Genomic DNA, 19,743 nt, shown 5'->3' with positions numbered 1-19,743 from the left:
GAGGACCCACAGTGGCTAAGGCCAAGTTCGAGCGGACCAAGCCGCACGTCAACATCGGAACCATCGGTCACGTCGACCACGGAAAGACCACGCTCACCGCGGCGATCTCGAAGGTTCTGGCGGACAAGTTCCCGTCCGCGACCAACGTCCAGCGTGACTTCGCGTCGATCGACTCCGCTCCCGAGGAGCGCCAGCGCGGCATCACGATCAACATCTCGCACGTCGAGTACGAGACGCCGAAGCGCCACTACGCGCACGTCGACGCCCCGGGTCACGCCGACTACATCAAGAACATGATCACCGGCGCGGCCCAGATGGACGGCGCGATCCTCGTGGTCGCCGCCACCGACGGCCCGATGGCTCAGACCCGTGAGCACGTCCTCCTCGCCAAGCAGGTCGGCGTCCCCTACCTCCTCGTCGCGCTGAACAAGGCCGACATGGTGGACGACGAGGAGATCCTGGAGCTCGTCGAGCTCGAGGTCCGCGAGCTCCTCTCGTCGCAGGGCTTCCCCGGCGACGACGCCCCCGTCGTGCGCGTCTCCGGCCTCAAGGCCCTCGAAGGCGACGACACCTGGACCCAGTCGATCCTCGACCTGATGGACGCGGTCGACGAGTCCATCCCGGACCCGGTGCGCGACAAGGACAAGCCGTTCCTCATGCCGATCGAGGACGTCTTCACGATCACCGGTCGTGGAACCGTCGTCACCGGCCGTGCGGAGCGTGGAACCCTCGCTCTGAACTCCGAGGTCGAGATCGTCGGCATTCGCCCGACGCAGAAGACCACGGTCACCGGAATCGAGATGTTCCACAAGCAGCTCGACGAGGCCTGGGCCGGCGAGAACTGCGGTCTGCTCCTCCGCGGCACCAAGCGCGAGGACGTCGAGCGCGGCCAGGTCGTCGTCAAGCCGGGTTCGGTCACGCCGCACACGGACTTCGAGGGCACCGCGTACATCCTGTCGAAGGATGAGGGTGGGCGTCACAACCCGTTCTACGCGAACTACCGTCCGCAGTTCTACTTCCGCACCACCGACGTCACCGGCGTCATCACGCTGCCCGAGGGCACCGAGATGGTCATGCCCGGCGACACCACCGACATGACGGTCGCGCTGATCCAGCCGATCGCCATGGAGGAGGGCCTCGGCTTCGCCATCCGTGAGGGTGGACGCACCGTGGGTGCCGGTACGGTCACCAAGATCATCAAGTAGGTCCGTCCTACTGATCTCTCGAGAGGGGTCGTCCGCTTCGGCGGGCGGCCCCTCTCGTCGTTCCCGGGGACGCCCGGCTAGCGTGGCGGCATGCCCTTCGTGAAGAGCGACCCCCGTGCCCTCCCGCAGTTCTTCGAGTGGGAGGCGGCCGGCCTGGACTGGCTGCGCGAGGCGGACGGCGGTGCGCGCTGTGTCGGGGTGGAGAGGGTGTCGCCCGGGCGCATCGAGCTGGAGGAGATCCGCTCCGCGCGACCCTCCGCCGAGTCGGCTCGGGCCTTCGGCGCCGCGCTCGCCCGGACGCACGACGCCGGAGCCGCGGCGTTCGGAGCGCCGCCCCCGGGATGGACCGGCCCCGCGTACATCGGCCGCCGCGGGATGCCGTGCCGCCCGGACGACTCGTGGGGGCGCTTCTACGCGGAGCAGCGGGTGCGGCCGTTCCTCGGCCCCGCCGTGGAGGCGGGCAACCTCACGGCAGCCGAGTCGCGGCTCGTCGAGCAGGCTCTGGGCCGGGTGGCGGCCGGAGCCTTCGACGACGGTGCGGGGCCCGCCCGGATCCACGGGGACCTCTGGACCGGCAACGTGCTCTGGACGGCGGACGGCGCCGTCCTGATCGACCCCGCCGCTCACGGGGGACACCGCGAGACCGATCTGGCGATGCTGGCCCTCTTCGGTGCTCCGCACCTCGACGCCGTCCTCGAGGGCTACCGCGAGCAGCATCCGCTGGGGGTCGGCTACGAGGAGCGGGTGCCACTCCACCAGCTGCACCCGCTCGCCGTCCACGCCGCCGGTCACGGTCCCTCCTACGGCCGCGCCCTGGCAGACGCGGCGGAGCAGGTGATCGCACTGGCCGGCTGACCGGCGCGCCCGCACCGTTCCCCCAGCCGGGAGCGCCACACTGAGGCACGCGCCGCCCTGTGCGCGTTTACAAGGAGGCATCATCGTGGATCTCGGGAAGCTCGGACGCCAGGCCGGCGAACTGCTCAACAGCCGGAAGGCCCAGGACGCGCTGCGGAGCGAGAAGGCCGAGCAGGTCTCCGACCAGACCCTCGAGAAGGCGGGCGAGATCGCCAGCCGCCTCACCAACGGCAAGTACGACGACCGCATCGAGGACCTGAAGCGCCAGGCCGACAAGCGGATCGGCAACGAGTAGCGGCTGCCGACCGACTGCTCGTCCCCGCCGTCAAGCGGGTGCGGGCCTCGGATCCGCCGTCCTATCGTCGGATCGATGGCTGACACTCGCGCGCAACGACTCCGCAGGACCGATTCGAGCGGGCGCGGCTACACCCGGGTGCGCGCGGGCTCCGGCTTCAGCTACCGCGACCCGAAGGGCGCGACCGTCGCCGACAAGGAGCTGCGCGCGCGCTTCGACCATCTCGGCATCCCGCCGGCCTGGACGGACGTCTGGATCGCCCCGTACCCCAACGGGCACATCCAGGCCACCGGCGTCGACTCCGCCGGCCGCCGCCAGTACATCTACCATCCGACCTGGCGCGAGCAGAAGGACCGGATCAAGTTCGACCGGGCGCTGCGGCTCGCGGAGGCCCTGCCCGGGGCGCGCCGGGCCGTGACCATCGCCCTCCGCTCGGACGGACCCAGCCGCGAGCGCGCGCTGGCCACCGCCTTCCGGATGCTCGACACCGGGTCGCTCCGCGTCGGCAGCGAGAGGTACGCGAAGGAGCACGGCAGCATCGGCCTCTCGACGCTCCTGTGCGCGCACGCCACGACCCACGGGGACCGGGTCGCCCTCGCCTTCCCCGGGAAGAGCCACCAGGCGTGGACGAGCGAGATCCTCGACCACGACCTCTCGCGCGTCGTCCGTGCACTCAAGCGTCGCGGGCCGAACGCCCGCCTGCTCGCCTGGAAGGACGGGCGGGAGTGGCGGCCGATCTCGGCACCCGAGATCAACGACTACGTGCGCGAGCGCGCCGGCGACGACTTCACGGCGAAGGACTTCCGCACTCTGCACGGCACGGTCGCGGCCGCGCTGAGCCTGGCGAAGTCGGGTCCGCAGGCCACGCAGCGCGCTCGGAACTCCGCGATCGCCCGGGCGATGCGCGATGCCTCCGACGTGCTCGGGAACACGCCGACGGTCGCCCGCGCCAGCTACGTCGACCCGCGGCTTCTGGACCACTTCCGCGCCGGCGAGACCATCGACGCGTCGCGCCCCGCGTCGGCCGAGACCGCCGTCCGGGCGCTGCTCTTCGAGTAGCGGGGGAGGCCCTCCGGCCCGCGCTGCTGCTCGGAGCGACCGGCTCCCAGGGGCCGTCACGACGTGCTCGCGAAGGAGCCCTCCGGCGCGACACGCCCGGGTTGCAGGGGTGGGGCATCTGTGGGAGACTCTTCTAGTTCAAAATTTCCTCTCGGGCGGCGTGCTGCTCGGAGGGGGACACTGCCAGGCAGTGCCGAGACGGCATCGCGGAGGCTCGACCCGAGAGGGCGGCCGCGCGGGTGCGACGTCGAGGCGGCGGGTAGCAGAACGACAACAACCGACATCTCAACGGGTTCTCCGTGCGTCGTGCGTTCTGCACGCCGATCGGAGCGCTCCGAGGGTGCGGTGCTTTTGACAGAAGAACACTGGTTGCACTTTTCCGGGTCACCGGAGTTCCTTCGCGAGCGCGTCCAATGCGAGACGAGTCCGGCTCCGGCCGGGGGAGTCGCGTACGACGCAATAACAAGAGAGTGAGAGATCACACATGGCGGGACAGAAGATCCGCATCCGACTGAAGTCGTACGACCACGAGGTCATCGACACGTCGGCGCGCAAGATCGTCGACACGGTCACCCGTGCCGGTGCAACGGTGGTCGGCCCCGTGCCGCTGCCGACCGAGAAGAACGTGGTCTGCGTGATCCGTTCTCCCCACAAGTACAAGGACAGCCGCGAGCACTTCGAGATGCGCACCCACAAGCGCCTCATCGACATCATCGACCCGACGCCCAAGGCCGTCGACTCGCTCATGCGCCTCGACCTGCCGGCCGACGTCAACATCGAGATCAAGCTCTAAGGAGGAGTGCCACCATGTCTGTCACTGTTTCCCCCACGCTGAAGACCAGCAAGGGCCTCCTCGGCACCAAGCTCGGAATGACCCAGGTCTGGGACGAGAACAACAAGCTCGTGCCGGTCACCGTCATCGAGATCAGCCCCAACGTCGTGACCCAGGTCCGCACGGAGGAGAAGGACGGCTACACCGCCGTCCAGCTCGCCGCCGGTGCGATCGACCCGCGCAAGGTGAACAAGCCCGCCGCCGGTCACTTCGACGCCGCGGGCGTCACCCCCCGCCGCCACCTCACCGAGGTCCGCACCTCCGACGCCGCCGACTACTCGGCCGGCCAGGAGCTGACCGTGGACGCCGTCTTCGAGGCCGGCACCAAGGTCGACGTCGTCGGCACCAGCAAGGGCAAGGGCTTCGCCGGTGTCATGAAGCGTCACAACTTCAAGGGCGTCTCGGCTTCGCACGGTTCGCACCGCAACCACCGCAAGCCCGGCTCCATCGGCGCCTCCTCGACCCCCAGCCGTGTCTTCAAGGGCATGCGCATGGCCGGTCGCATGGGTGGCGAGCGGGTCACCGTGCTCAACCTCAAGGTGCACTCCGTCGACGCCGAGAAGGGCCTGCTGCTCGTCAAGGGCGCCGTCCCCGGTGCCCGCGGTCGCCTCGTGTTCGTTCGCAACGCCGTGAAGGGAGCGTAGTTCCATGGCTACCTCTGTCGACATCATCGACGTCAAGGGCCAGAAGGCGGGCTCGGTCGAGCTCCCCGCCGCGCTCTTCGACGTCCAGACCAACATCCCCCTCATCCACCAGGTCGTCGTGGCCCAGCTCGCCGCGGCGCGCCAGGGAACCCACAAGACGAAGAACCGCGGTGAGGTCTCCGGAGCCGGTCGCAAGCCGTTCAAGCAGAAGGGAACCGGTCGCGCTCGTCAGGGCTCGATCCGCGCCCCGCACATGACCGGTGGTGGCGTGGTCCACGGACCGACCCCCCGCAGCTACGCGCAGCGCACCCCCAAGAAGATGATCGCCGCGGCTCTGCTCGGCGCTCTCTCGGACCGCGCCCGCGGTGCCCGCATCCACGTGGTCGAGTCCCTCGCCCTCGGCGACACCCCCCGGACCAAGGACGTCCTCGTCCTGCTCGACGCCCTCTCGGTGTCGCGCAACGTCCTCGTGGTGCTCGAGCGCGACGACTACATCGCCGAGCTCTCGCTCCGCAACGTGCCGTTCGTGCACATCCTGCCGGCCGACCAGCTCAACGCGTACGACGTGCTCGTCTCCGACGACATCGTGTTCTCGAAGGGCGCGCTCGACGCGTTCATCGCGGCCAAGTCGGGCGTCGAGTCCAACAAGGAAGAGGTGAACGCATGAGCCAGTCCGCCGCGTTCAACAAGGACCCCCGCGACGTCATCATCTCCCCGGTGGTCTCGGAGAAGTCCTACGGCCTGATCGACGAGGGCAAGTACACCTTCGTGGTCGACCCGCGTTCGAACAAGACCGAGATCAAGCTCGCCATCGAGAAGATCTTCGGCGTCGAGGTCGCGTCGATCAACACGCTGAACCGCCAGGGCAAGACCCGCCGCACGAAGTTCGGCACCGGCAAGCGCAAGGACACCAAGCGCGCGATCGTCACGCTGAAGTCCGGCTCCATCGACATCTTCACGAGCGTCGGCTGAGCCGAAGAAGCGTAGAGGAAACAGACAATGGCTATTCGTAAGTACAAGCCCACGACCCCCGGTCGCCGCGGCTCCAGCGTTGCCGACTTCGCCGAGATCACCCGCTCGACGCCCGAGAAGTCGCTCCTGCGCCCGCTGTCCAAGACCGGTGGCCGCAACAACTCCGGCCGCATCACGACGCGTCACATCGGTGGTGGCCACAAGCGCCAGTACCGTCTGATCGACTTCCGTCGCAACGACAAGGACGGCGTCAACGCCAAGGTCGCTCACATCGAGTACGACCCCAACCGCACGGCGCGCATCGCGCTGCTCCACTTCGTGGACGGCACCAAGCGCTACATCCTGGCCCCGAACAAGCTCTCGCAGGGCGACGTCGTGGAGTCGGGCGCCGGCGCCGACATCAAGCCCGGCAACAACCTGCCGCTGCGCAACATCCCGACCGGTACGGTCATCCACGCCATCGAGATCAAGCCGGGAGGCGGCGCCAAGCTCGCCCGCTCGGCCGGCACCTCGGTCCGCCTCGTCGCCAAGGACGGCCCCTACGCGCAGCTCCGCCTGCCGTCGGGCGAGATCCGCAACGTCGACGCGCGCTGCCGCGCCACGATCGGCGAGGTCGGCAACGCCGAGCAGTCGAACATCAACTGGGGCAAGGCCGGCCGCATGCGCTGGAAGGGCGTCCGCCCGACCGTCCGCGGTGTCGCGATGAACCCGGTCGACCACCCGCACGGTGGTGGAGAGGGCAAGACCTCCGGTGGACGCCACCCGGTCAGCCCGTGGGGTCAGTCCGAGGGACGCACCCGTCGCCCCAACAAGGAGAGCGACAAGCTCATCGTTCGCCGCCGCACCGCCGGTAAGAAGCGCAAGTAGGAGTTGTAGAAGATGCCTCGCAGTCTCAAGAAGGGCCCCTTCGTTGACGACCACCTGCTCCGCAAGGTGTTCACGGCCAACGAAGCCGGCAACAAGAACGTCATCAAGACCTGGTCGCGCCGTTCGATGATCATCCCGGCGATGCTGGGTCACACCATCGCGGTCCACGACGGTCGCAAGCACATCCCCGTGTTCGTGACCGAGACCATGGTCGGCCACAAGCTCGGCGAGTTCGCCCCCACTCGGACCTTCCGCGGTCACGAGAAGGACGACAAGAAGGGCCGTCGCCGCTGACGCGGCGACGAGAAGGAGGAGAGAAATGGTGGAGTCGATCGCACGCGTGCGACACATCCGCGTCACCCCCCAGAAGGCTCGCCGTGTCGTGAACCTGATCCGCGGGAAGCACGCTCAGGAGGCACTGGCCATCCTGAAGTTCGCGCCGCAGGGTGCGTCCGAGCCCGTCTACAAGCTCGTCGCCTCGGCGATGGCCAACGCTCGCGTCAAGGCCGATGCCTCGAACGAGTACCTCGACGACCAGGACCTGATCGTGTCCCGCGCCTTCGTCGATGAGGGAACCACCCTCAAGCGATTCCAGCCCCGTGCTCAGGGTCGTGCCTTCCGCATCAACAAGCGCACCAGCCACATCACCGTCGTGCTGGCCACTCCTGAGGAGGGGACCAAGTAATGGGTCAGAAAGTAAACCCCTACGGTTTCCGTCTGGGAATCACCACCGACCACGTGTCGCGCTGGTTCTCCGACAGCACCAAGAAGGGCCAGCGGTACAGCGACTACCTCGCCGAGGACGTCAAGATCCGCCGACTCCTCGCCACCCAGCTCGACCGTGCGGGCGTCGCCCGCATCGAGATCGAGCGCACCCGTGACCGCGTCCGCGTCGACATCCACACCGCCCGCCCGGGCATCGTGATCGGCCGCCGCGGCGCCGAGGCCGAGCGCATCCGCGCCGACCTCGAGAAGCTCACGGGCAAGCAGATCCAGCTGAACATCCTCGAGGTCAAGAACCCCGAGGCCGAGGCTCAGCTGGTCGCCCAGGGCATCGCCGAGCAGCTCTCCGCCCGCGTGGCCTTCCGCCGCGCGATGCGCAAGGGCCTGCAGGGCGCTCAGCGCGCCGGCGCCAAGGGCGTCCGCATCCAGGTCTCCGGCCGCCTCGGTGGCGCCGAGATGAGCCGCTCGGAGTTCTACCGCGAGGGACGCGTGCCGCTGCACACCCTCCGCGCGAACATCGACTACGGCTTCTACGAGGCGAAGACCACCTTCGGCCGCATCGGCGTGAAGGTCTGGATCTACAAGGGCGACATCACCAACAAGGAGCTCGCCCGCGAGCAGGCGAACAGCAAGTCGTCGCGCCCCGAGCGCAGCGACCGTCCGCGCCGTGCACCCCGCCAGCAGAGCGAGGCGCCCGTCGCAGCAGGAGTTGAGGCATAACCATGTTGATTCCGCGTCGAGTCAAGCACCGCAAGCAGCACCACCCGGGCCGGTCCGGCCAGGCCACCGGTGGCACCAAGGTGTCGTTCGGTGAGTTCGGCATCCAGGCCCTCACCCCCGCCTACGTGACCAACCGTCAGATCGAGTCCGCTCGTATCGCGATGACCCGGCACATCAAGCGCGGCGGAAAGGTGTGGATCAACATCTACCCCGACCGTCCGCTCACCAAGAAGCCCGCCGAGACCCGCATGGGTTCCGGTAAGGGCTCGCCGGAGTGGTGGGTCGCGAACGTCAAGCCGGGTCGCGTCCTCTTCGAGGTCGCCGGCGTCGACGAGCAGCTCGCTCGTGAGGCCATGACCCGTGCCATCCACAAGCTGCCCCTCAAGGCACGCATCATCAAGCGCGAGGAGGGAGACGCGTAATGGCGATCGGATCCAAGGAGCTCGCCCCCGCCGAGCTCGACACCTACGAGGACGAGCGTCTCGTCACCGAGCTGAAGAAGGCCAAGGAGGAGCTGTTCAACCTCCGCTTCCAGTCGGCCACCGGTCAGCTGGACACCAACGGCCGCCTGCGTGCCGTCAAGCGCGACATCGCCCGCATCTACACGGTCATCCGTGAGCGCGAGCTGGGCATCCGCGCCACCCCCGCACCCGTCGAGGCCCCGGCCAAGGCGGAGAAGAAGCCCAAGACCAAGAAGGCCGCCAAGGCCGAGGTCGAGGCGACCGAGTCGAACGAGGAGGCCAAGTAATGGCAACCGTCAATGACAGCGCCGGCCACGAGTCGGCCGCCCACGACGTGAAGGAGGCGGGCGCTCGCGGATACCGCAAGACCCGTCGCGGCTACGTCACCAGCGACAAGATGGACAAGACCATCGTCGTCGAGGTCGAGGACCGGGTGAAGCACCCGCTGTACGGCAAGGTCATCCGCCGTACGTCCAAGGTCAAGGTCCACGACGAGCTGAACTCCGCCGGCATCGGCGACTCCGTCGTCATCAGCGAGACCCGTCCCCTCAGCGCCACCAAGCGCTGGCGCCTGGTCGAGATCCTCGAGAAGGCCAAGTAGGCCGCGGCCTACTTGAGTTAGCAGGAGAGACACATGCTTCAGCAAGAATCCCGAGTCAAGGTCGCCGACAACACCGGCGCCAAGATGCTCCTCACCATCCGCGTCCTCGGAGGCTCCGGCCGCCGCTACGCGGGCCTCGGTGACATCATCGTCGCCACCGTCAAGGACGCGATCCCCGGTGGCAACGTGAAGAAGGGCGACGTGGTCAAGGCCGTCATCGTCCGCACCATCAAGCAGACCCGTCGCGCCGACGGCTCGTACATCAAGTTCGACGAGAACGCCGCCGTCATCCTCAAGAACGACGGGGACCCCCGTGGCACCCGCATCTTCGGACCGGTCGGTCGCGAGCTCCGCGACAAGAAGTTCATGAAGATCGTCTCGCTGGCACCGGAGGTTATCTAGTCATGGCCAAGATCAAGAAGGGTGACCTCGTCCAGGTCATCTCGGGCGCTACCCAGGCCCGCGGCGGAGACCGCGGCAAGCAGGGCAAGGTCCTCGAGGTGCTGGTCGAGCGCAACCGCGTCGTCGTCGAGGGCGTGAACTTCGTCAAGAAGCACGTCCGCGTCGGCCAGACGCAGCGCGGCTCGAAGGAGGGCGGCATCGAGACCGTCGAGGCCTCGATCCACATCTCCAACGTCGCGCTCGTCGACCCGAAGACCAAGAAGCCGACCCGGGTCGGCCACCGCAACGTGGCCGTCACCAAGGACGGCGTGACCAAGACCGTTCGCGTGCGCTACGCGAAGGCGTCGGGTGAGGAACTGTAATGACTGACACCACCGCAGTGGCTGCGAAGGTTCAGCCGCGGCTCAAGGCCAAGTACCAGGCCGACATCATCCCCGCTCTCAAGGAGCAGTTCGGCTTCGGCAACGTCCACCAGGTCCCCGGCCTGGTCAAGGTCGTCGTCAACACCGGTGTCGGTGAGGCGGCCCGCGACGGCAAGATCATCGACGGCGCGGTCAAGGACCTCACCGCCATCACCGGTCAGAAGCCGCAGGTCACCAAGGCCCGCAAGTCCATCGCGCAGTTCAAGCTGCGCGAGGGTCAGGCCATCGGCGCTCACGTCACCCTCCGGGGCGACCGCGCCTGGGAGTTCCTGGACCGCCTGCTCTCGGTGGCGCTGCCCCGCATCCGCGACTTCCGCGGGCTGTCGGACCGCCAGTTCGACGGCAACGGCAACTACACCTTCGGCATCACGGAGCAGTCGATCTTCCACGAGATCGACCAGGACCGCATCGACCGCGTCCGCGGCTTCGACGTGACCGTCGTGACCACCGCCAAGACCGACGACGAGGGTCGCGCGCTGCTCAAGCAGCTCGGCTTCCCGTTCAAGTCGTCGGACAACGCGTAAGCAGCAAGCCTCGAGGCCGGGGGACGGTGAGAACCGCCCTCCGGCCTCGTCGTGCGTCCGCCGCCGGACCGGTCCGTCCTGAGCCGGCGGCGGGCGCCACGCGGGATCCCCGGATCCCGTGCACGATCGGCCCTCGACCGCAGGACCTCGGCCATGTAGCATGGCTCGTTGGCCTGCGTTCGCGCGGCCGCATGGGCGTCGACGTCGTCGGCGCCGTCCCACACCACAGGTCGTCACTCTTGTAAAGGGTGCCGAAACCAGGCGAGAAAGGCACCATCAGCCATGACCATGACTGATCCGGTCGCAGATCTGCTGACCAGAATCCGTAACGCGAACTCCGCGCACCACGACTCCATCACCCTCCCGGGCTCGAAGCTCAAGGCGAACATCGCCGAGATCCTCAAGACCGAGGGCTACATCGCCGACTGGAAGGTCGAGGAGGCGCGCGTCGGCACGACGCTGTCCATCTCCCTCAAGTACGGCCCGAACCGCGAGCGCTCGATCGCCGGCATCAAGCGGGTCTCGAAGCCCGGACTCCGCGTGTACGCGAAGTCGGCCGAGATCCCCACCGTGCTCGGCGGCCTCGGCGTCGCCATCCTGTCCACCTCGAGCGGTCTCCTGACCGACCGCCAGGCCGAGAAGAAGGGCGTGGGTGGGGAAGTCCTCGCCTACGTGTGGTAACCCCTCATGTCGCGTATTGGAAGACTCCCCATCGAGATCCCGGCGGGCGTCGACGTCTCCGTCGCCGGATCCGCTGTGACCGTCAAGGGCCCCAAGGGCGAGCTGACCGTCTCGGTCGCCAGCCCCATCCAGGTGTCCGTCGAGAACGGCCAGGTGCTGGTCTCGCGTCCCGATGACGAGCGCGAGTCGCGCTCGCTCCACGGCCTCACCCGCACGCTCATCGCGAACGACATCATCGGTGTCACGCAGGGCTACTCCAAGGGCCTCGAGGTCGTCGGAACCGGTTACCGCGTGCTGGCGAAGGGCTCGGACATCGAGTTCGCGCTCGGCTTCTCGCACCCGGTCGTCGTCACCCCGCCCGCGGGCATCTCGTTCACGGTCGAGGGCAACAACAAGCTCACCGTGCACGGCATCTCGAAGCAGGCCGTCGGTGAGGTGGCCGCCAACATTCGTAAGATCCGCAAGCCCGAGCCCTACAAGGGCAAGGGCGTGCGCTACGCCGGCGAGGTCGTTCGCCGCAAGGCCGGAAAGAGCGGTAAGTGATCATGGGACTCGGAACCAGAGGAAAGAGCAAGTCCGCTGCGCGCGGTCGTCGTCACGACCGTCTGCGCAAGAAGGTCGTCGGATCCGCCGAGCGCCCCCGCCTCGTCGTCAACCGCTCGGCCCGCCACGTCTTCGTGCAGGTCGTCGACGACGCTCAGGGCCGCACCCTGGCGTCGGCGTCGACCCTCGAGGCCGACCTGCGCGTGTTCGACGGCGACAAGACCGCCAAGGCCCGCAAGGTCGGCGAGCTCGTCGCCGAGCGCGCCAAGAACGCCGGTGTCGAGGCGGTCGTCTTCGACCGCGGAGGCAACAAGTACGCCGGTCGCGTCGCCGCGATCGCCGATGGAGCACGAGAGGCAGGGCTCAACCTGTGAGCGCCGCAGAGAACAAGGAACCCGAGGTCGCCGCTGTGTCGGAGGCCCCCGTCGAGACCGCTGCGTCCACGCAGCCGCAGCAGGAGGCTCGTGAGCCCCGCCGCGGCGGCCGCGACCGCAACCAGGGTGGCCGCGACCGCGGTGGCCGTGACGCCGAGAAGAGCCAGTTCCTCGAGCGCGTCGTGACCATCAACCGGGTGTCGAAGGTCGTCAAGGGCGGTCGTCGCTTCAGCTTCACCGCGCTCGTGGTCGTCGGAGACGGCAACGGACTGGTGGGCGTCGGCTACGGCAAGGCCCGCGAGGTCCCGACCGCCATCTCCAAGGGCGTCGAGGAGGCGAAGAAGAACTTCTTCCGCGTCCCCCGCGTCGCCTCGACCATCCCGCACCCCGTCCAGGGTGAGGCCGCCGCCGGTGTGGTGCTCCTGCGCCCCGCCGCCGCGGGTACCGGTGTCATCGCCGGCGGTCCCGTCCGCGCCGTCCTCGAGTGCGCCGGCATCCACGACGTCCTGAGCAAGTCGCTCGGCTCGTCGAACACCATCAACATCGTCCACGCGACCGTCGAGGCTCTGAAGCAGCTCGAGGAGCCGCGCGCCGTCGCAGCTCGTCGTGGTCTCGACTTCGACCAGGTCGCGCCGGCACGTCTCGTCCGTGCCGAGGCCGACGCCCTCGCCGCCGCGTCCAACGCGAAGGCAGGTGCCTGATGGCCCAGCTCAAGGTGACCCAGATCAAGTCGAAGGTCAGCGAGAAGCAGTACCAGCGCGACACGCTGCGCTCGCTCGGCCTCAGGAAGATCGGTCAGAGCGTCGTCCGCGAGGACAACGCCCAGAACCGCGGATACGTGAAGACCGTCGCCCACCTGGTGAAGGTCGAGGAGATTGACTAATGGCTGAGACGAAGAAGGCCGCCGCCGCGGAGTCCACGACTCCCGCGCAGGCGACCACCACGAAGGGCGCGGCGGCGCCGGCGACCAAGGAGCACGTGCTCAAGGTCCACCACCTCCGCCCCGCTGCCGGAGCCAAGAAGGCCAAGACCCGCGTGGGTCGCGGTGAGGGCTCCAAGGGAAAGACCGCCGGTCGCGGCACCAAGGGCACCAAGGCCCGCTACCAGGTGCGCGTCGGCTTCGAGGGTGGGCAGATGCCGCTGCACATGCGCACCCCGAAGCTCCGCGGCTTCAAGAACCCGTTCCGGGTCGAGTACCAGGTCGTGAACCTGTCCGCTCTCGCGGAGCTCTACCCCCAGGGCGGCGACGTCACCATCGGCGACCTGGTCGCCAAGGGTGCTGTCCGCAAGAACGAGAAGGTCAAAGTCCTCGGGGACGGCGACATTGCGGTTAAGCTGAACGTCGCGGTCGACAAGGTCTCCAGCTCTGCCGAGCAGAAGATCGTCGCTGCGGGCGGATCCATCAAGTAGCACCAGCAGCTTGTCGGTCGAGCTTGTCACGCCGACTCCCTCCGGGAGCGCGTGGCAAGCTCGACCTGTATCCCGCACCACAGAATTGAGCAGGAGACCTTAGGTAGTGTTTGGCGCCGTTGCGCGGATCTTCCGCACCCCCGACCTCCGCCGCAAGATCGGCTTCACCCTCGCGATCGTGGCGATCTTCCGGCTGGGATCCTTCATCCCTGCTCCGTTCGTCGACTTCAGCGCCGTGCAGGCCTGTCTCGCCGGCAACCAGGGCACCTCGGGTCTCTACGAGCTCGTGAACCTCTTCAGCGGTGGAGCACTGCTCCAGCTGTCGATCTTCGCGCTCGGGATCATGCCGTACATCACGGCGTCGATCATCGTGCAGCTGCTGCGCGTGGTCATCCCTCACTTCGAGACCCTGTACAAGGAGGGGCAGTCCGGTCAGGGCAAGCTCACCCAGTACACGCGGTACCTCACCATCGCGCTCGGCGTCCTCCAGTCGACGACGCTGATCACCGTCGCCCGCTCGGGCGCCCTCTTCGGCAACTCCGGCGTCCCGGAGTGCTCGGCGCTCATCATCACCGACGAGTGGTACTCCATCCTCCTCATGGTCATCACCATGACCGCGGGCACCGGCATCATCATGTGGATGGGCGAGCTCATCACCGAGCGCGGCATCGGCAACGGCATGTCGTTGCTGATCTTCACCTCGATCGCCGCCCAGTTCCCCACCTCCCTGTGGTCGATCGCGCAGTCGCGCGGCTTCGAGACCTTCCTCCTCGTCCTCGGCGTGGGCCTCGTGCTCGTGGTCGCCGTGGTCTTCGTGGAGCAGTCGCAGCGGCGGATCCCCGTGCAGTACGCCAAGCGGATGGTCGGCCGCCGCACCTACGGCGGCAACAACACCTACATCCCGATCAAGGTCAACATGGCCGGCGTCGTGCCCGTCATCTTCGCCTCGTCGCTGCTGTACCTGCCCGCGCTCATCGCGCAGTTCAACCAGCCCGCCGCTGGCCAGGAGGCCCCGGTCTGGGTCACCTGGATCACGAACTACCTCACCAAGGGCGATCACCCGCTCTACATGGCGCTGTACTTCCTCCTGATCGTGGGCTTCACCTACTTCTACGTCGCGATCACCTTCAACCCGGACGAGGTCGCCGACAACATGAAGCGCTACGGCGGCTTCATCCCCGGCATCCGCGCCGGCCGCCCGACCGCCGAGTACCTCAACTACGTGCTCACCCGGGTGACGCTGCCCGGATCGGTCTACCTCGGCCTCATCGCGCTCGTGCCCCTCGTGGCCCTCGCGCTGGTCGGTGCGAACCAGAACTTCCCCTTCGGCGGCACGTCCATCCTGATCATCGTCGGAGTCGGCCTGGAGACGGTGAAGCAGATCGACTCCCAGCTGCAGCAGCGCCACTACGAAGGACTCCTCCGATGACGTCGCACCCGATCGGCTTCCGTCTCCTGCTGATCGGCCCTCCCGGCGCAGGCAAGGGGACCCAGGCCGCTCGGCTGAGCGACATCCTCCGGGTGCCCGCCATCTCGACCGGGGACATCTTCCGCGCGAACGTCGCCAACGAGACCGAGCTCGGTCTCCAGGCGAAGGCTTACCTCGACAACGGGCGCTACGTGCCGGACGAGCTGACCAACGCGATCGTGCACGACCGCCTCCAGGAGGCGGACGCGTCGACCGGGTTCCTGCTCGACGGCTACCCGCGCACCACGGAGCAGGTCGACGAGCTCGACCGCATCCTCGCCGCGGACGACAACCGGCTCGACGCGGTCGTCCAGCTGACGGCCGATCCCGACGAGGTCGTCGGCCGCCTGCTCAAGCGCTCGCTCGAGCAGGGGCGCAGCGACGACACCGAGGACGTCATCCGGCGCCGACTCGCGCTCTACGAGGAGCAGACCGCTCCGCTCATCGACGTCTACGCGGCCCGCGGGCTCGTGGTCGTGGTCGACGGCCTCGGGCCGGTCGACGAGGTGACCGAGCGGATCGTCGTCGCCCTCGAGGGCCACCGCGTGGGCCGCCTCGACACCCCGGCCGCCTGAGCCGTGGCGTTCCGCTCCTCGCTCTACAAGACGCCCGCGCAGCTGCGGTCGATGCTCGCTCCGGGCCTCGCCACGGCCGCCTCGCTCGACGCGGTCCGCGCGGCGGTCCGCCCGGGCGTCACCACGCTCGAGCTCGACGCGATCGCCGAGGCGGCGATCGTCGCGCTCGGCGGCCACTCGAACTTCCAGCTCGTCCCGGGCTACCGGCACACGATCTGCGCCTCGGTCAACGACGAAGTGGTCCACGGCATCCCCGGCGGGCGCGTGCTCGAGCCGGGCGACCTGGTCTCCATCGACAGCGGCGCCGAGATCGACGGCTGGAACGGCGACTCCGCGATGACGGTGGTCCTGCCCGATCCCTCCCGCCCGGAGGAGGTCGCGGCACGCGCCGAGCTCTCGCGGGTGACCGAGGGATCCCTGTGGCGGGGGATCGCCGCCCTCGCCTCCGCCCGCCATCTCAACGAGGTCGGCGCGGCGATCGAGGAGTACATCGAGGACGAGGCCGAGCGCTCGGGCCGCGTCTACGGCATCCTCACCGACTACATCGGCCACGGCATCGGGCGCACCATGCACGAGGCTCCGCCGGTCTTCAACTACCGGGTGCGCCAGCGCGGCCCCGAGGTGAAGCCGGGACTCGTCGTCGCGATCGAGCCGATGGTCACCGCGGGCAGCGCCGAGACCTTCGTCCGCGAGGACGAGTGGACGGTCGCGACCGAGGACAGCAGCATGGCCGCCCACTGGGAGCACTCCGTCGCCGTGCACCACGACGGCATCTGGGTCACCACGCTCGCCGACGGCGGCGCGGCCGGCCTCGCCCCCTACGGGATCGTGCCGACGCCCTTCGCCTAGAGGCCCCAACGCGGAGCTCCTCCGATCCGATGCGGAGGAGGCTCCTCGTGGCCTCTCGCGCCCGGCGGGGGTCCGTCGGGCGCCCACGAAGCGCGGGAGCGGGAGGACGACAGCGCCCTCCGGCTCCACCCGGAGTGCGGGTGTCGGCTAGCTGTCGATCACCCGCACCAGCTCCTCGATGAAGCCGCCGAAGTCCGTGGAGCGCCGGATGAGGCGCTGCACCTCCGCCCGGTCGGCGAACACCTCGACGAACTGGTCGAACACCGACTGGAAGGTGCTGCGGCCGGCCGAGGCGAACGCGATCATCGCGATCACGTTCACCCGCTGCTCGCCCCACTCCATCGCGGTGTCGTTCACGACGATCGCGATGGAGGTGCGGCGGGCGCTCATCGCCATCGCGTGCGGGACCGCGAGGTTGTCGGTGAACGCCGTGGAGCTCATCCGCTCGCGCTCGATGGCGCCGTCGACGTAGTCCTCGTCGATGATGCCGCCGGCGATCATCCGCTCGCCCAGCATCCGGATCATCGCCGCCTCGTCGCGCGCGTGCACGTTGCGGAAGAACAGCTCCTCGTCGAAGAACTGCAGCAGCTCGTCCTTGATCTGCGCGCGGCGGCGGTGCCGGCGGACGCGGGCGATGGCCCGGCGCACCGTCTCGACGTCGTGGTCGGTGAGGAACGGCTGCACGACCACGACGTCATCGGACGCGGGGCGCTCGTCGATCGTGGTGATCACGAGGTCGGCGGTGAGCCGGTCCCAGTCGACGTCGCTCCGCGTGATCAGCGAGCGCACCTCCACCTCGGTGCCGAGCGAGCGCTCGACGCGCAGGCGCAGCATGTGAGCGAGGTCGTAGTAGTTGGGGCAGACGATCACGCAGGACAGACGCTCCTCCCGCCGGGACACCCGCTCGAGGAACGAGCCGACGTGGAGGGCGATGTAGGCGATCTCGTCCTCGTTGACCACGACGCCCCGCCGGCGCTGCAGCCCGCTCGCCAGGAACACGGCGATCTCGTAGGTCATCGGGTAGCTGGTCTTGATCGAGCGGGTGAGCGGGTTGCGGGAGTAGCCGCCCTCGGCGGCCCGGGCGATCAGGTTCCGCACGTGCAGGGCGAGGCGGACGATGAAGCCCTCGTCGTCGAGGTCGACCAGGTACTCGCGGTTGACGTCGGCGACGAGCTCGCGGACGACGGCGAGGTCCTCCGGGTCGAGGTAGTTCTCGACCACGGCGGCGACCGGCTCGTTCTGCCCGGGCGTCGCCACCCGCGTCGTCATCAGGATCGCGAGCTGGGCGAGCTCGGCGTCGGTCAGGCGCGTCGCGAAGTGCCGTTCCACCAGCTCCGCCAGCAGGGCCGCGAGCTCGCCGTGGATCGCGGGGGAGGGGCGGGAGCCGGAGGGGTCCCCGATGCCCCGGGCGACGCGGTCGACGGCGATCGCGATGTGGAGGAGGACGCTGTTCACGCCGTAGTCGTTGATGTAGTAGCCGCGGGTCTCGAGCTCGGCCAGCAGCTCGGTCTTGAAGGCGCCGAGGCCGGGGGAGGCGAACTCGCGCTGGACGTCGTCGAGCGTGAAGACGCCCTGCGCGCTCTCGTCGCGGAACATCCGCGAGATCAGGCGGCGGCGGGCCTCCTCGCTGCCCTCGAGGCGCACCGACGGGCCGCGCCGGACCAGCCCGAGGCCGGCCTCGTCGGCGAGGGCCTTCACCCGGCGCAGATCGGCGTCGACGGTCGACTCGCTCACCGACAGCGCGTCAGCGAGGGCGAAGACGTCCAGGCCCTCGTCGGAGTCGACCAGGCGGCGGACGATGCTGTACAGCCGGTCGCGCGGGGTGTCGGGCTCGACGTCGCGGCTGCGCTGCGCCTCCAGGTAGGCCGCGTACGCCTCGCGCGCGAGCCGGTAGCCGTTCGCGGAGGACTCGACCGGCTCCAGCGGGGCGGCCTGCGCCTTCACCGCGGTGACGTAGCTCCGGACGCTGCGGGTGGTGACTCCGAGCCTGTCGGCGAGCTCGTGCGCCGTCACCCAGCCGTCGGCGCGGGAGAGGTACTCCAGCAGTCGTTCGCGGTTGTCAGGCATCAGGCTCCAGGCGTGCGGTCGGGGCGGGCGCCGGGAGCGCCACGACCCTGCCGCGGGCCCGCAGGACGCGGGCGGCGAGTCGTACGTCCCGTCAGTCAATCACCCCGGCGACGCGCCCGGGAGCCCCCGCGCCGCGGGTGGAAGGGGCCGTCTTCCGCCCCCGCGGAAGATTGTCTGCTGGAGGGTGCCGCCCCTCCGAGGGGATGCTTGGATGAATCACGACCCGGACGCGAGGAGGCGAACGAGGTGCGGAAGATCCTGATCGTCTGCGGTGCAGGCGCGTCGAGCACGTTCCTGGCCCACCGGCTGCGAGCGGGCGCGAAGGAGCGCGGCATGGATGCCGTGTTCCGCTCCGAGACCCTCACCGGTCTCGACCACTCCCTCCCCGAGGCCGACGTCCTCCTCGTGGGGCCGCACCTCGAGTCGCAGTTCGACGGACTCCGCCACCGTGCGGAGCTCGTGGGAGCCGCGGCCGCCCTCCTCCCGCCCGATGTCTTCGGAGCGCACGGTGCCGATGCCGTGCTCGAGACCCTGCCCGTCCTCTTCGCCGCTCGCGCGGTCGTCGCAGGCGCGGACGGGGACTCCTCCACCCGCCCGGTCCGTCCGGGCGAGCCCGACTCCGGGCACCACTGATGCAGTCGCGACTGCAGGATCAAGGAGAAACGTTCATGGTCGAGCGCACCGTGCAGGTTGCATCGTCGAAGGGCCTCCACGCCCGCCCCGCCTCGCTCTTCAGCCAGGCCGCGGCGAAGTCGGGTCAGAAGGTCCTCGTCGCCAAGGGCGACGCGACCCCGGTCAACGCCGCGTCGATCCTCGGGATCATCTCGCTCGGCATCGAGCACGGCGACGAGCTCACCGTCAGCGTCGAGGGCGACAACGAGCAGGCCGTGCTCGAGGAGCTCGCGACCTTCCTCACCACCGACCACGACGCGTGACGCGGAGCGTCACGCAAGGCGGCCGGCCCCGGCGCCCACGGCGCCGGTAGCCGCGGCAGCCCCTGGAGCGTGACGGCGACCCTCACCGGGTCGCATCAGGCGCCTGCGAGACCCGGCCCCGCCGGCCCCACGCCGCCGCGCGCAGATCAAGGACGAGCTGCTGCAGTTCTTCGACGAGGAGCTGTTCTTCCGCAACGTGCACGCGCGCGACGAGGCGGCGATCATCCGCTCGCCCAGCATCCGGATCATCGCCGGCGGC

Annotated in this window: 30 protein-coding genes; 29 read left to right on the top strand and 1 reads right to left on the bottom strand. The window is 68.9% G+C overall.

Annotated features, from left to right (window positions below; genetic code table 11):
- Window positions 1-11 precede the first annotated feature (11 nt).
- The 27 genes from tuf to map all read left to right on the top strand — a co-directional run bounded on the left by tuf (window position 12) and on the right by map (window position 16,482).
- On the top strand, window positions 12-1,205 hold the full coding sequence (gene tuf / locus C5C74_RS05580) for an elongation factor Tu (RefSeq protein WP_104224570.1): 1,194 nt from the start codon (window positions 12-14) through the stop codon (window positions 1,203-1,205).
- 90 nt (window positions 1,206-1,295) lie between these two features.
- Window positions 1,296-2,060 carry a fructosamine kinase family protein gene (locus C5C74_RS05575; protein WP_104351126.1) on the top strand — a complete coding sequence of 255 codons (765 nt, stop codon included), beginning with the start codon at window positions 1,296-1,298 and terminating at the stop codon, window positions 2,058-2,060.
- Between the two features lie 85 nt (window positions 2,061-2,145).
- Window positions 2,146-2,355: an antitoxin gene (locus C5C74_RS05570; RefSeq protein WP_159939075.1), complete on the top strand. Its 210-nt coding sequence runs from the start codon at window positions 2,146-2,148 to the stop codon at window positions 2,353-2,355.
- 75 nt (window positions 2,356-2,430) lie between these two features.
- Entirely contained in the window at window positions 2,431-3,414 is a 984-nt protein-coding gene (locus C5C74_RS05565; RefSeq protein WP_104351125.1) for a DNA topoisomerase IB, read from the top strand.
- Between the two features lie 484 nt (window positions 3,415-3,898).
- On the top strand, window positions 3,899-4,207 hold the full coding sequence (rpsJ, locus tag C5C74_RS05560) for a 30S ribosomal protein S10 (protein ID WP_005050520.1): 309 nt from the start codon (window positions 3,899-3,901) through the stop codon (window positions 4,205-4,207).
- A 14-nt stretch (window positions 4,208-4,221) separates the two neighbouring features.
- A complete protein-coding gene (gene rplC, locus C5C74_RS05555) occupies window positions 4,222-4,890 on the top strand; it encodes a 50S ribosomal protein L3 (protein ID WP_104224566.1) in 669 nt (222 codons plus the stop codon).
- A 4-nt stretch (window positions 4,891-4,894) separates the two neighbouring features.
- The gene (gene rplD / locus C5C74_RS05550) at window positions 4,895-5,557 is read left to right on the top strand and encodes a 50S ribosomal protein L4 (protein WP_104224565.1); all 663 of its coding nucleotides are present in this window, start codon (window positions 4,895-4,897) and stop codon (window positions 5,555-5,557) included.
- Window positions 5,554-5,862 (top strand): 50S ribosomal protein L23, encoded by a 309-nt coding sequence (gene rplW, locus C5C74_RS05545; protein WP_068209445.1) that lies wholly within the window; start codon window positions 5,554-5,556, stop codon window positions 5,860-5,862. Before rplD ends, rplW begins: the two co-directional genes overlap by 4 nt.
- Before the next feature lie 27 nt (window positions 5,863-5,889).
- Window positions 5,890-6,729, top strand: coding sequence for a 50S ribosomal protein L2 (gene rplB / locus C5C74_RS05540; RefSeq protein WP_068251462.1), 840 nt, complete (start codon window positions 5,890-5,892; stop codon window positions 6,727-6,729).
- Window positions 6,730-6,741: 12 nt separating this feature from the next.
- Window positions 6,742-7,023, top strand: coding sequence for a 30S ribosomal protein S19 (rpsS, locus tag C5C74_RS05535; RefSeq protein WP_055787078.1), 282 nt, complete (start codon window positions 6,742-6,744; stop codon window positions 7,021-7,023).
- Between the two features lie 25 nt (window positions 7,024-7,048).
- Complete coding sequence (rplV, locus tag C5C74_RS05530) at window positions 7,049-7,414, top strand: 50S ribosomal protein L22 (RefSeq protein ID WP_104351124.1); 366 nt, start codon at window positions 7,049-7,051, stop codon at window positions 7,412-7,414.
- Window positions 7,414-8,172, top strand: a complete 759-nt coding sequence (rpsC, locus tag C5C74_RS05525; RefSeq protein WP_068209439.1) for a 30S ribosomal protein S3 — start codon at window positions 7,414-7,416, stop codon at window positions 8,170-8,172. Before rplV ends, rpsC begins: the two co-directional genes overlap by 1 nt.
- Before the next feature lie 2 nt (window positions 8,173-8,174).
- Entirely contained in the window at window positions 8,175-8,594 is a 420-nt protein-coding gene (rplP, locus tag C5C74_RS05520; protein ID WP_068209436.1) for a 50S ribosomal protein L16, read from the top strand.
- Window positions 8,594-8,920, top strand: coding sequence for a 50S ribosomal protein L29 (gene rpmC, locus C5C74_RS05515; protein ID WP_104224564.1), 327 nt, complete (start codon window positions 8,594-8,596; stop codon window positions 8,918-8,920). Before rplP ends, rpmC begins: the two co-directional genes overlap by 1 nt.
- Window positions 8,920-9,234 (top strand): 30S ribosomal protein S17, encoded by a 315-nt coding sequence (gene rpsQ, locus C5C74_RS05510; RefSeq protein WP_104224563.1) that lies wholly within the window; start codon window positions 8,920-8,922, stop codon window positions 9,232-9,234. Before rpmC ends, rpsQ begins: the two co-directional genes overlap by 1 nt.
- Window positions 9,235-9,267: 33 nt before the next feature.
- Window positions 9,268-9,636, top strand: a complete 369-nt coding sequence (rplN, locus tag C5C74_RS05505) for a 50S ribosomal protein L14 (RefSeq protein ID WP_104224562.1) — start codon at window positions 9,268-9,270, stop codon at window positions 9,634-9,636.
- A gap of 2 nt (window positions 9,637-9,638) precedes the next feature.
- Complete coding sequence (gene rplX / locus C5C74_RS05500; protein ID WP_104224561.1) at window positions 9,639-9,998, top strand: 50S ribosomal protein L24; 360 nt, start codon at window positions 9,639-9,641, stop codon at window positions 9,996-9,998.
- Window positions 9,998-10,582: a 50S ribosomal protein L5 gene (gene rplE / locus C5C74_RS05495; RefSeq protein ID WP_068209425.1), complete on the top strand. Its 585-nt coding sequence runs from the start codon at window positions 9,998-10,000 to the stop codon at window positions 10,580-10,582. The genes rplX and rplE overlap by 1 nt, the downstream gene beginning before the upstream one ends.
- Before the next feature lie 282 nt (window positions 10,583-10,864).
- A complete protein-coding gene (gene rpsH, locus C5C74_RS05490; protein WP_068209423.1) occupies window positions 10,865-11,263 on the top strand; it encodes a 30S ribosomal protein S8 in 399 nt (132 codons plus the stop codon).
- Window positions 11,264-11,269: 6 nt separating this feature from the next.
- Window positions 11,270-11,806 (top strand): 50S ribosomal protein L6, encoded by a 537-nt coding sequence (rplF, locus tag C5C74_RS05485; protein ID WP_104224560.1) that lies wholly within the window; start codon window positions 11,270-11,272, stop codon window positions 11,804-11,806.
- Between the two features lie 2 nt (window positions 11,807-11,808).
- The gene (gene rplR, locus C5C74_RS05480; RefSeq protein WP_056037296.1) at window positions 11,809-12,180 is read left to right on the top strand and encodes a 50S ribosomal protein L18; all 372 of its coding nucleotides are present in this window, start codon (window positions 11,809-11,811) and stop codon (window positions 12,178-12,180) included.
- On the top strand, window positions 12,177-12,881 hold the full coding sequence (gene rpsE / locus C5C74_RS05475) for a 30S ribosomal protein S5 (RefSeq protein WP_104224559.1): 705 nt from the start codon (window positions 12,177-12,179) through the stop codon (window positions 12,879-12,881). Before rplR ends, rpsE begins: the two co-directional genes overlap by 4 nt.
- A complete protein-coding gene (rpmD, locus tag C5C74_RS05470; protein ID WP_181024623.1) occupies window positions 12,881-13,063 on the top strand; it encodes a 50S ribosomal protein L30 in 183 nt (60 codons plus the stop codon). The genes rpsE and rpmD overlap by 1 nt, the downstream gene beginning before the upstream one ends.
- Window positions 13,063-13,590, top strand: coding sequence for a 50S ribosomal protein L15 (rplO, locus tag C5C74_RS05465; protein ID WP_104226755.1), 528 nt, complete (start codon window positions 13,063-13,065; stop codon window positions 13,588-13,590). The genes rpmD and rplO overlap by 1 nt, the downstream gene beginning before the upstream one ends.
- A gap of 106 nt (window positions 13,591-13,696) precedes the next feature.
- Window positions 13,697-15,019 carry a preprotein translocase subunit SecY gene (secY, locus tag C5C74_RS05460; RefSeq protein WP_104224557.1) on the top strand — a complete coding sequence of 441 codons (1,323 nt, stop codon included), beginning with the start codon at window positions 13,697-13,699 and terminating at the stop codon, window positions 15,017-15,019.
- Window positions 15,016-15,633, top strand: a complete 618-nt coding sequence (locus C5C74_RS05455; protein ID WP_181028829.1) for an adenylate kinase — start codon at window positions 15,016-15,018, stop codon at window positions 15,631-15,633. Before secY ends, C5C74_RS05455 begins: the two co-directional genes overlap by 4 nt.
- Window positions 15,634-15,636: 3 nt before the next feature.
- Window positions 15,637-16,482 carry a type I methionyl aminopeptidase gene (gene map / locus C5C74_RS05450; protein ID WP_104226753.1) on the top strand — a complete coding sequence of 282 codons (846 nt, stop codon included), beginning with the start codon at window positions 15,637-15,639 and terminating at the stop codon, window positions 16,480-16,482.
- A gap of 147 nt (window positions 16,483-16,629) precedes the next feature.
- On the opposite strand, the gene C5C74_RS05445 is transcribed toward map, so the two are convergent.
- Window positions 16,630-18,549: a BglG family transcription antiterminator gene (locus C5C74_RS05445; protein WP_104260916.1), complete on the bottom strand. Its 1,920-nt coding sequence runs from the start codon at window positions 18,547-18,549 to the stop codon at window positions 16,630-16,632.
- 207 nt (window positions 18,550-18,756) lie between these two features.
- Between C5C74_RS05445 and C5C74_RS05440 the strand changes: the two genes are divergently transcribed.
- Both C5C74_RS05440 and C5C74_RS05435 read left to right on the top strand, forming a co-directional pair.
- A complete protein-coding gene (locus C5C74_RS05440; protein WP_181065531.1) occupies window positions 18,757-19,182 on the top strand; it encodes a PTS sugar transporter subunit IIB in 426 nt (141 codons plus the stop codon).
- 35 nt (window positions 19,183-19,217) lie between these two features.
- Complete coding sequence (locus C5C74_RS05435) at window positions 19,218-19,484, top strand: HPr family phosphocarrier protein (RefSeq protein ID WP_104224553.1); 267 nt, start codon at window positions 19,218-19,220, stop codon at window positions 19,482-19,484.
- The last annotated feature ends 259 nt before the right edge of the window (window positions 19,485-19,743 follow it).

It is taken from the genome of Rathayibacter sp. AY1E8 (genome assembly GCF_002931415.1).
Classification (GTDB): domain Bacteria; phylum Actinomycetota; class Actinomycetes; order Actinomycetales; family Microbacteriaceae; genus Rathayibacter.
This window is presented reverse-complemented; position numbering and strand designations above follow the sequence as displayed.

Coding starts and splice junctions, on each gene's coding strand:
- rplE (WP_068209425.1), top strand. CDS start 9,998: ATGACTGACACCACCGCAGTGGCTGCGAAGGTTCAGCCGCGGCTCAAG.
- rplD (WP_104224565.1), top strand. CDS start 4,895: ATGGCTACCTCTGTCGACATCATCGACGTCAAGGGCCAGAAGGCGGGC.
- rplP (WP_068209436.1), top strand. CDS start 8,175: ATGTTGATTCCGCGTCGAGTCAAGCACCGCAAGCAGCACCACCCGGGC.
- C5C74_RS05435 (WP_104224553.1), top strand. CDS start 19,218: ATGGTCGAGCGCACCGTGCAGGTTGCATCGTCGAAGGGCCTCCACGCC.
- rplV (WP_104351124.1), top strand. CDS start 7,049: ATGGTGGAGTCGATCGCACGCGTGCGACACATCCGCGTCACCCCCCAG.
- C5C74_RS05445 (WP_104260916.1), bottom strand. CDS start 18,549: ATGCCTGACAACCGCGAACGACTGCTGGAGTACCTCTCCCGCGCCGAC.
- rpsJ (WP_005050520.1), top strand. CDS start 3,899: ATGGCGGGACAGAAGATCCGCATCCGACTGAAGTCGTACGACCACGAG.
- rplO (WP_104226755.1), top strand. CDS start 13,063: ATGGCTGAGACGAAGAAGGCCGCCGCCGCGGAGTCCACGACTCCCGCG.
- rplW (WP_068209445.1), top strand. CDS start 5,554: ATGAGCCAGTCCGCCGCGTTCAACAAGGACCCCCGCGACGTCATCATC.
- rpsS (WP_055787078.1), top strand. CDS start 6,742: ATGCCTCGCAGTCTCAAGAAGGGCCCCTTCGTTGACGACCACCTGCTC.
- rplC (WP_104224566.1), top strand. CDS start 4,222: ATGTCTGTCACTGTTTCCCCCACGCTGAAGACCAGCAAGGGCCTCCTC.
- rpmC (WP_104224564.1), top strand. CDS start 8,594: ATGGCGATCGGATCCAAGGAGCTCGCCCCCGCCGAGCTCGACACCTAC.
- C5C74_RS05575 (WP_104351126.1), top strand. CDS start 1,296: ATGCCCTTCGTGAAGAGCGACCCCCGTGCCCTCCCGCAGTTCTTCGAG.
- C5C74_RS05455 (WP_181028829.1), top strand. CDS start 15,016: ATGACGTCGCACCCGATCGGCTTCCGTCTCCTGCTGATCGGCCCTCCC.
- rplF (WP_104224560.1), top strand. CDS start 11,270: ATGTCGCGTATTGGAAGACTCCCCATCGAGATCCCGGCGGGCGTCGAC.
- rplX (WP_104224561.1), top strand. CDS start 9,639: ATGGCCAAGATCAAGAAGGGTGACCTCGTCCAGGTCATCTCGGGCGCT.
- rpmD (WP_181024623.1), top strand. CDS start 12,881: ATGGCCCAGCTCAAGGTGACCCAGATCAAGTCGAAGGTCAGCGAGAAG.
- rplR (WP_056037296.1), top strand. CDS start 11,809: ATGGGACTCGGAACCAGAGGAAAGAGCAAGTCCGCTGCGCGCGGTCGT.
- rpsC (WP_068209439.1), top strand. CDS start 7,414: ATGGGTCAGAAAGTAAACCCCTACGGTTTCCGTCTGGGAATCACCACC.
- rplN (WP_104224562.1), top strand. CDS start 9,268: ATGCTTCAGCAAGAATCCCGAGTCAAGGTCGCCGACAACACCGGCGCC.
- rpsH (WP_068209423.1), top strand. CDS start 10,865: ATGACCATGACTGATCCGGTCGCAGATCTGCTGACCAGAATCCGTAAC.
- rplB (WP_068251462.1), top strand. CDS start 5,890: ATGGCTATTCGTAAGTACAAGCCCACGACCCCCGGTCGCCGCGGCTCC.
- rpsQ (WP_104224563.1), top strand. CDS start 8,920: ATGGCAACCGTCAATGACAGCGCCGGCCACGAGTCGGCCGCCCACGAC.
- C5C74_RS05565 (WP_104351125.1), top strand. CDS start 2,431: ATGGCTGACACTCGCGCGCAACGACTCCGCAGGACCGATTCGAGCGGG.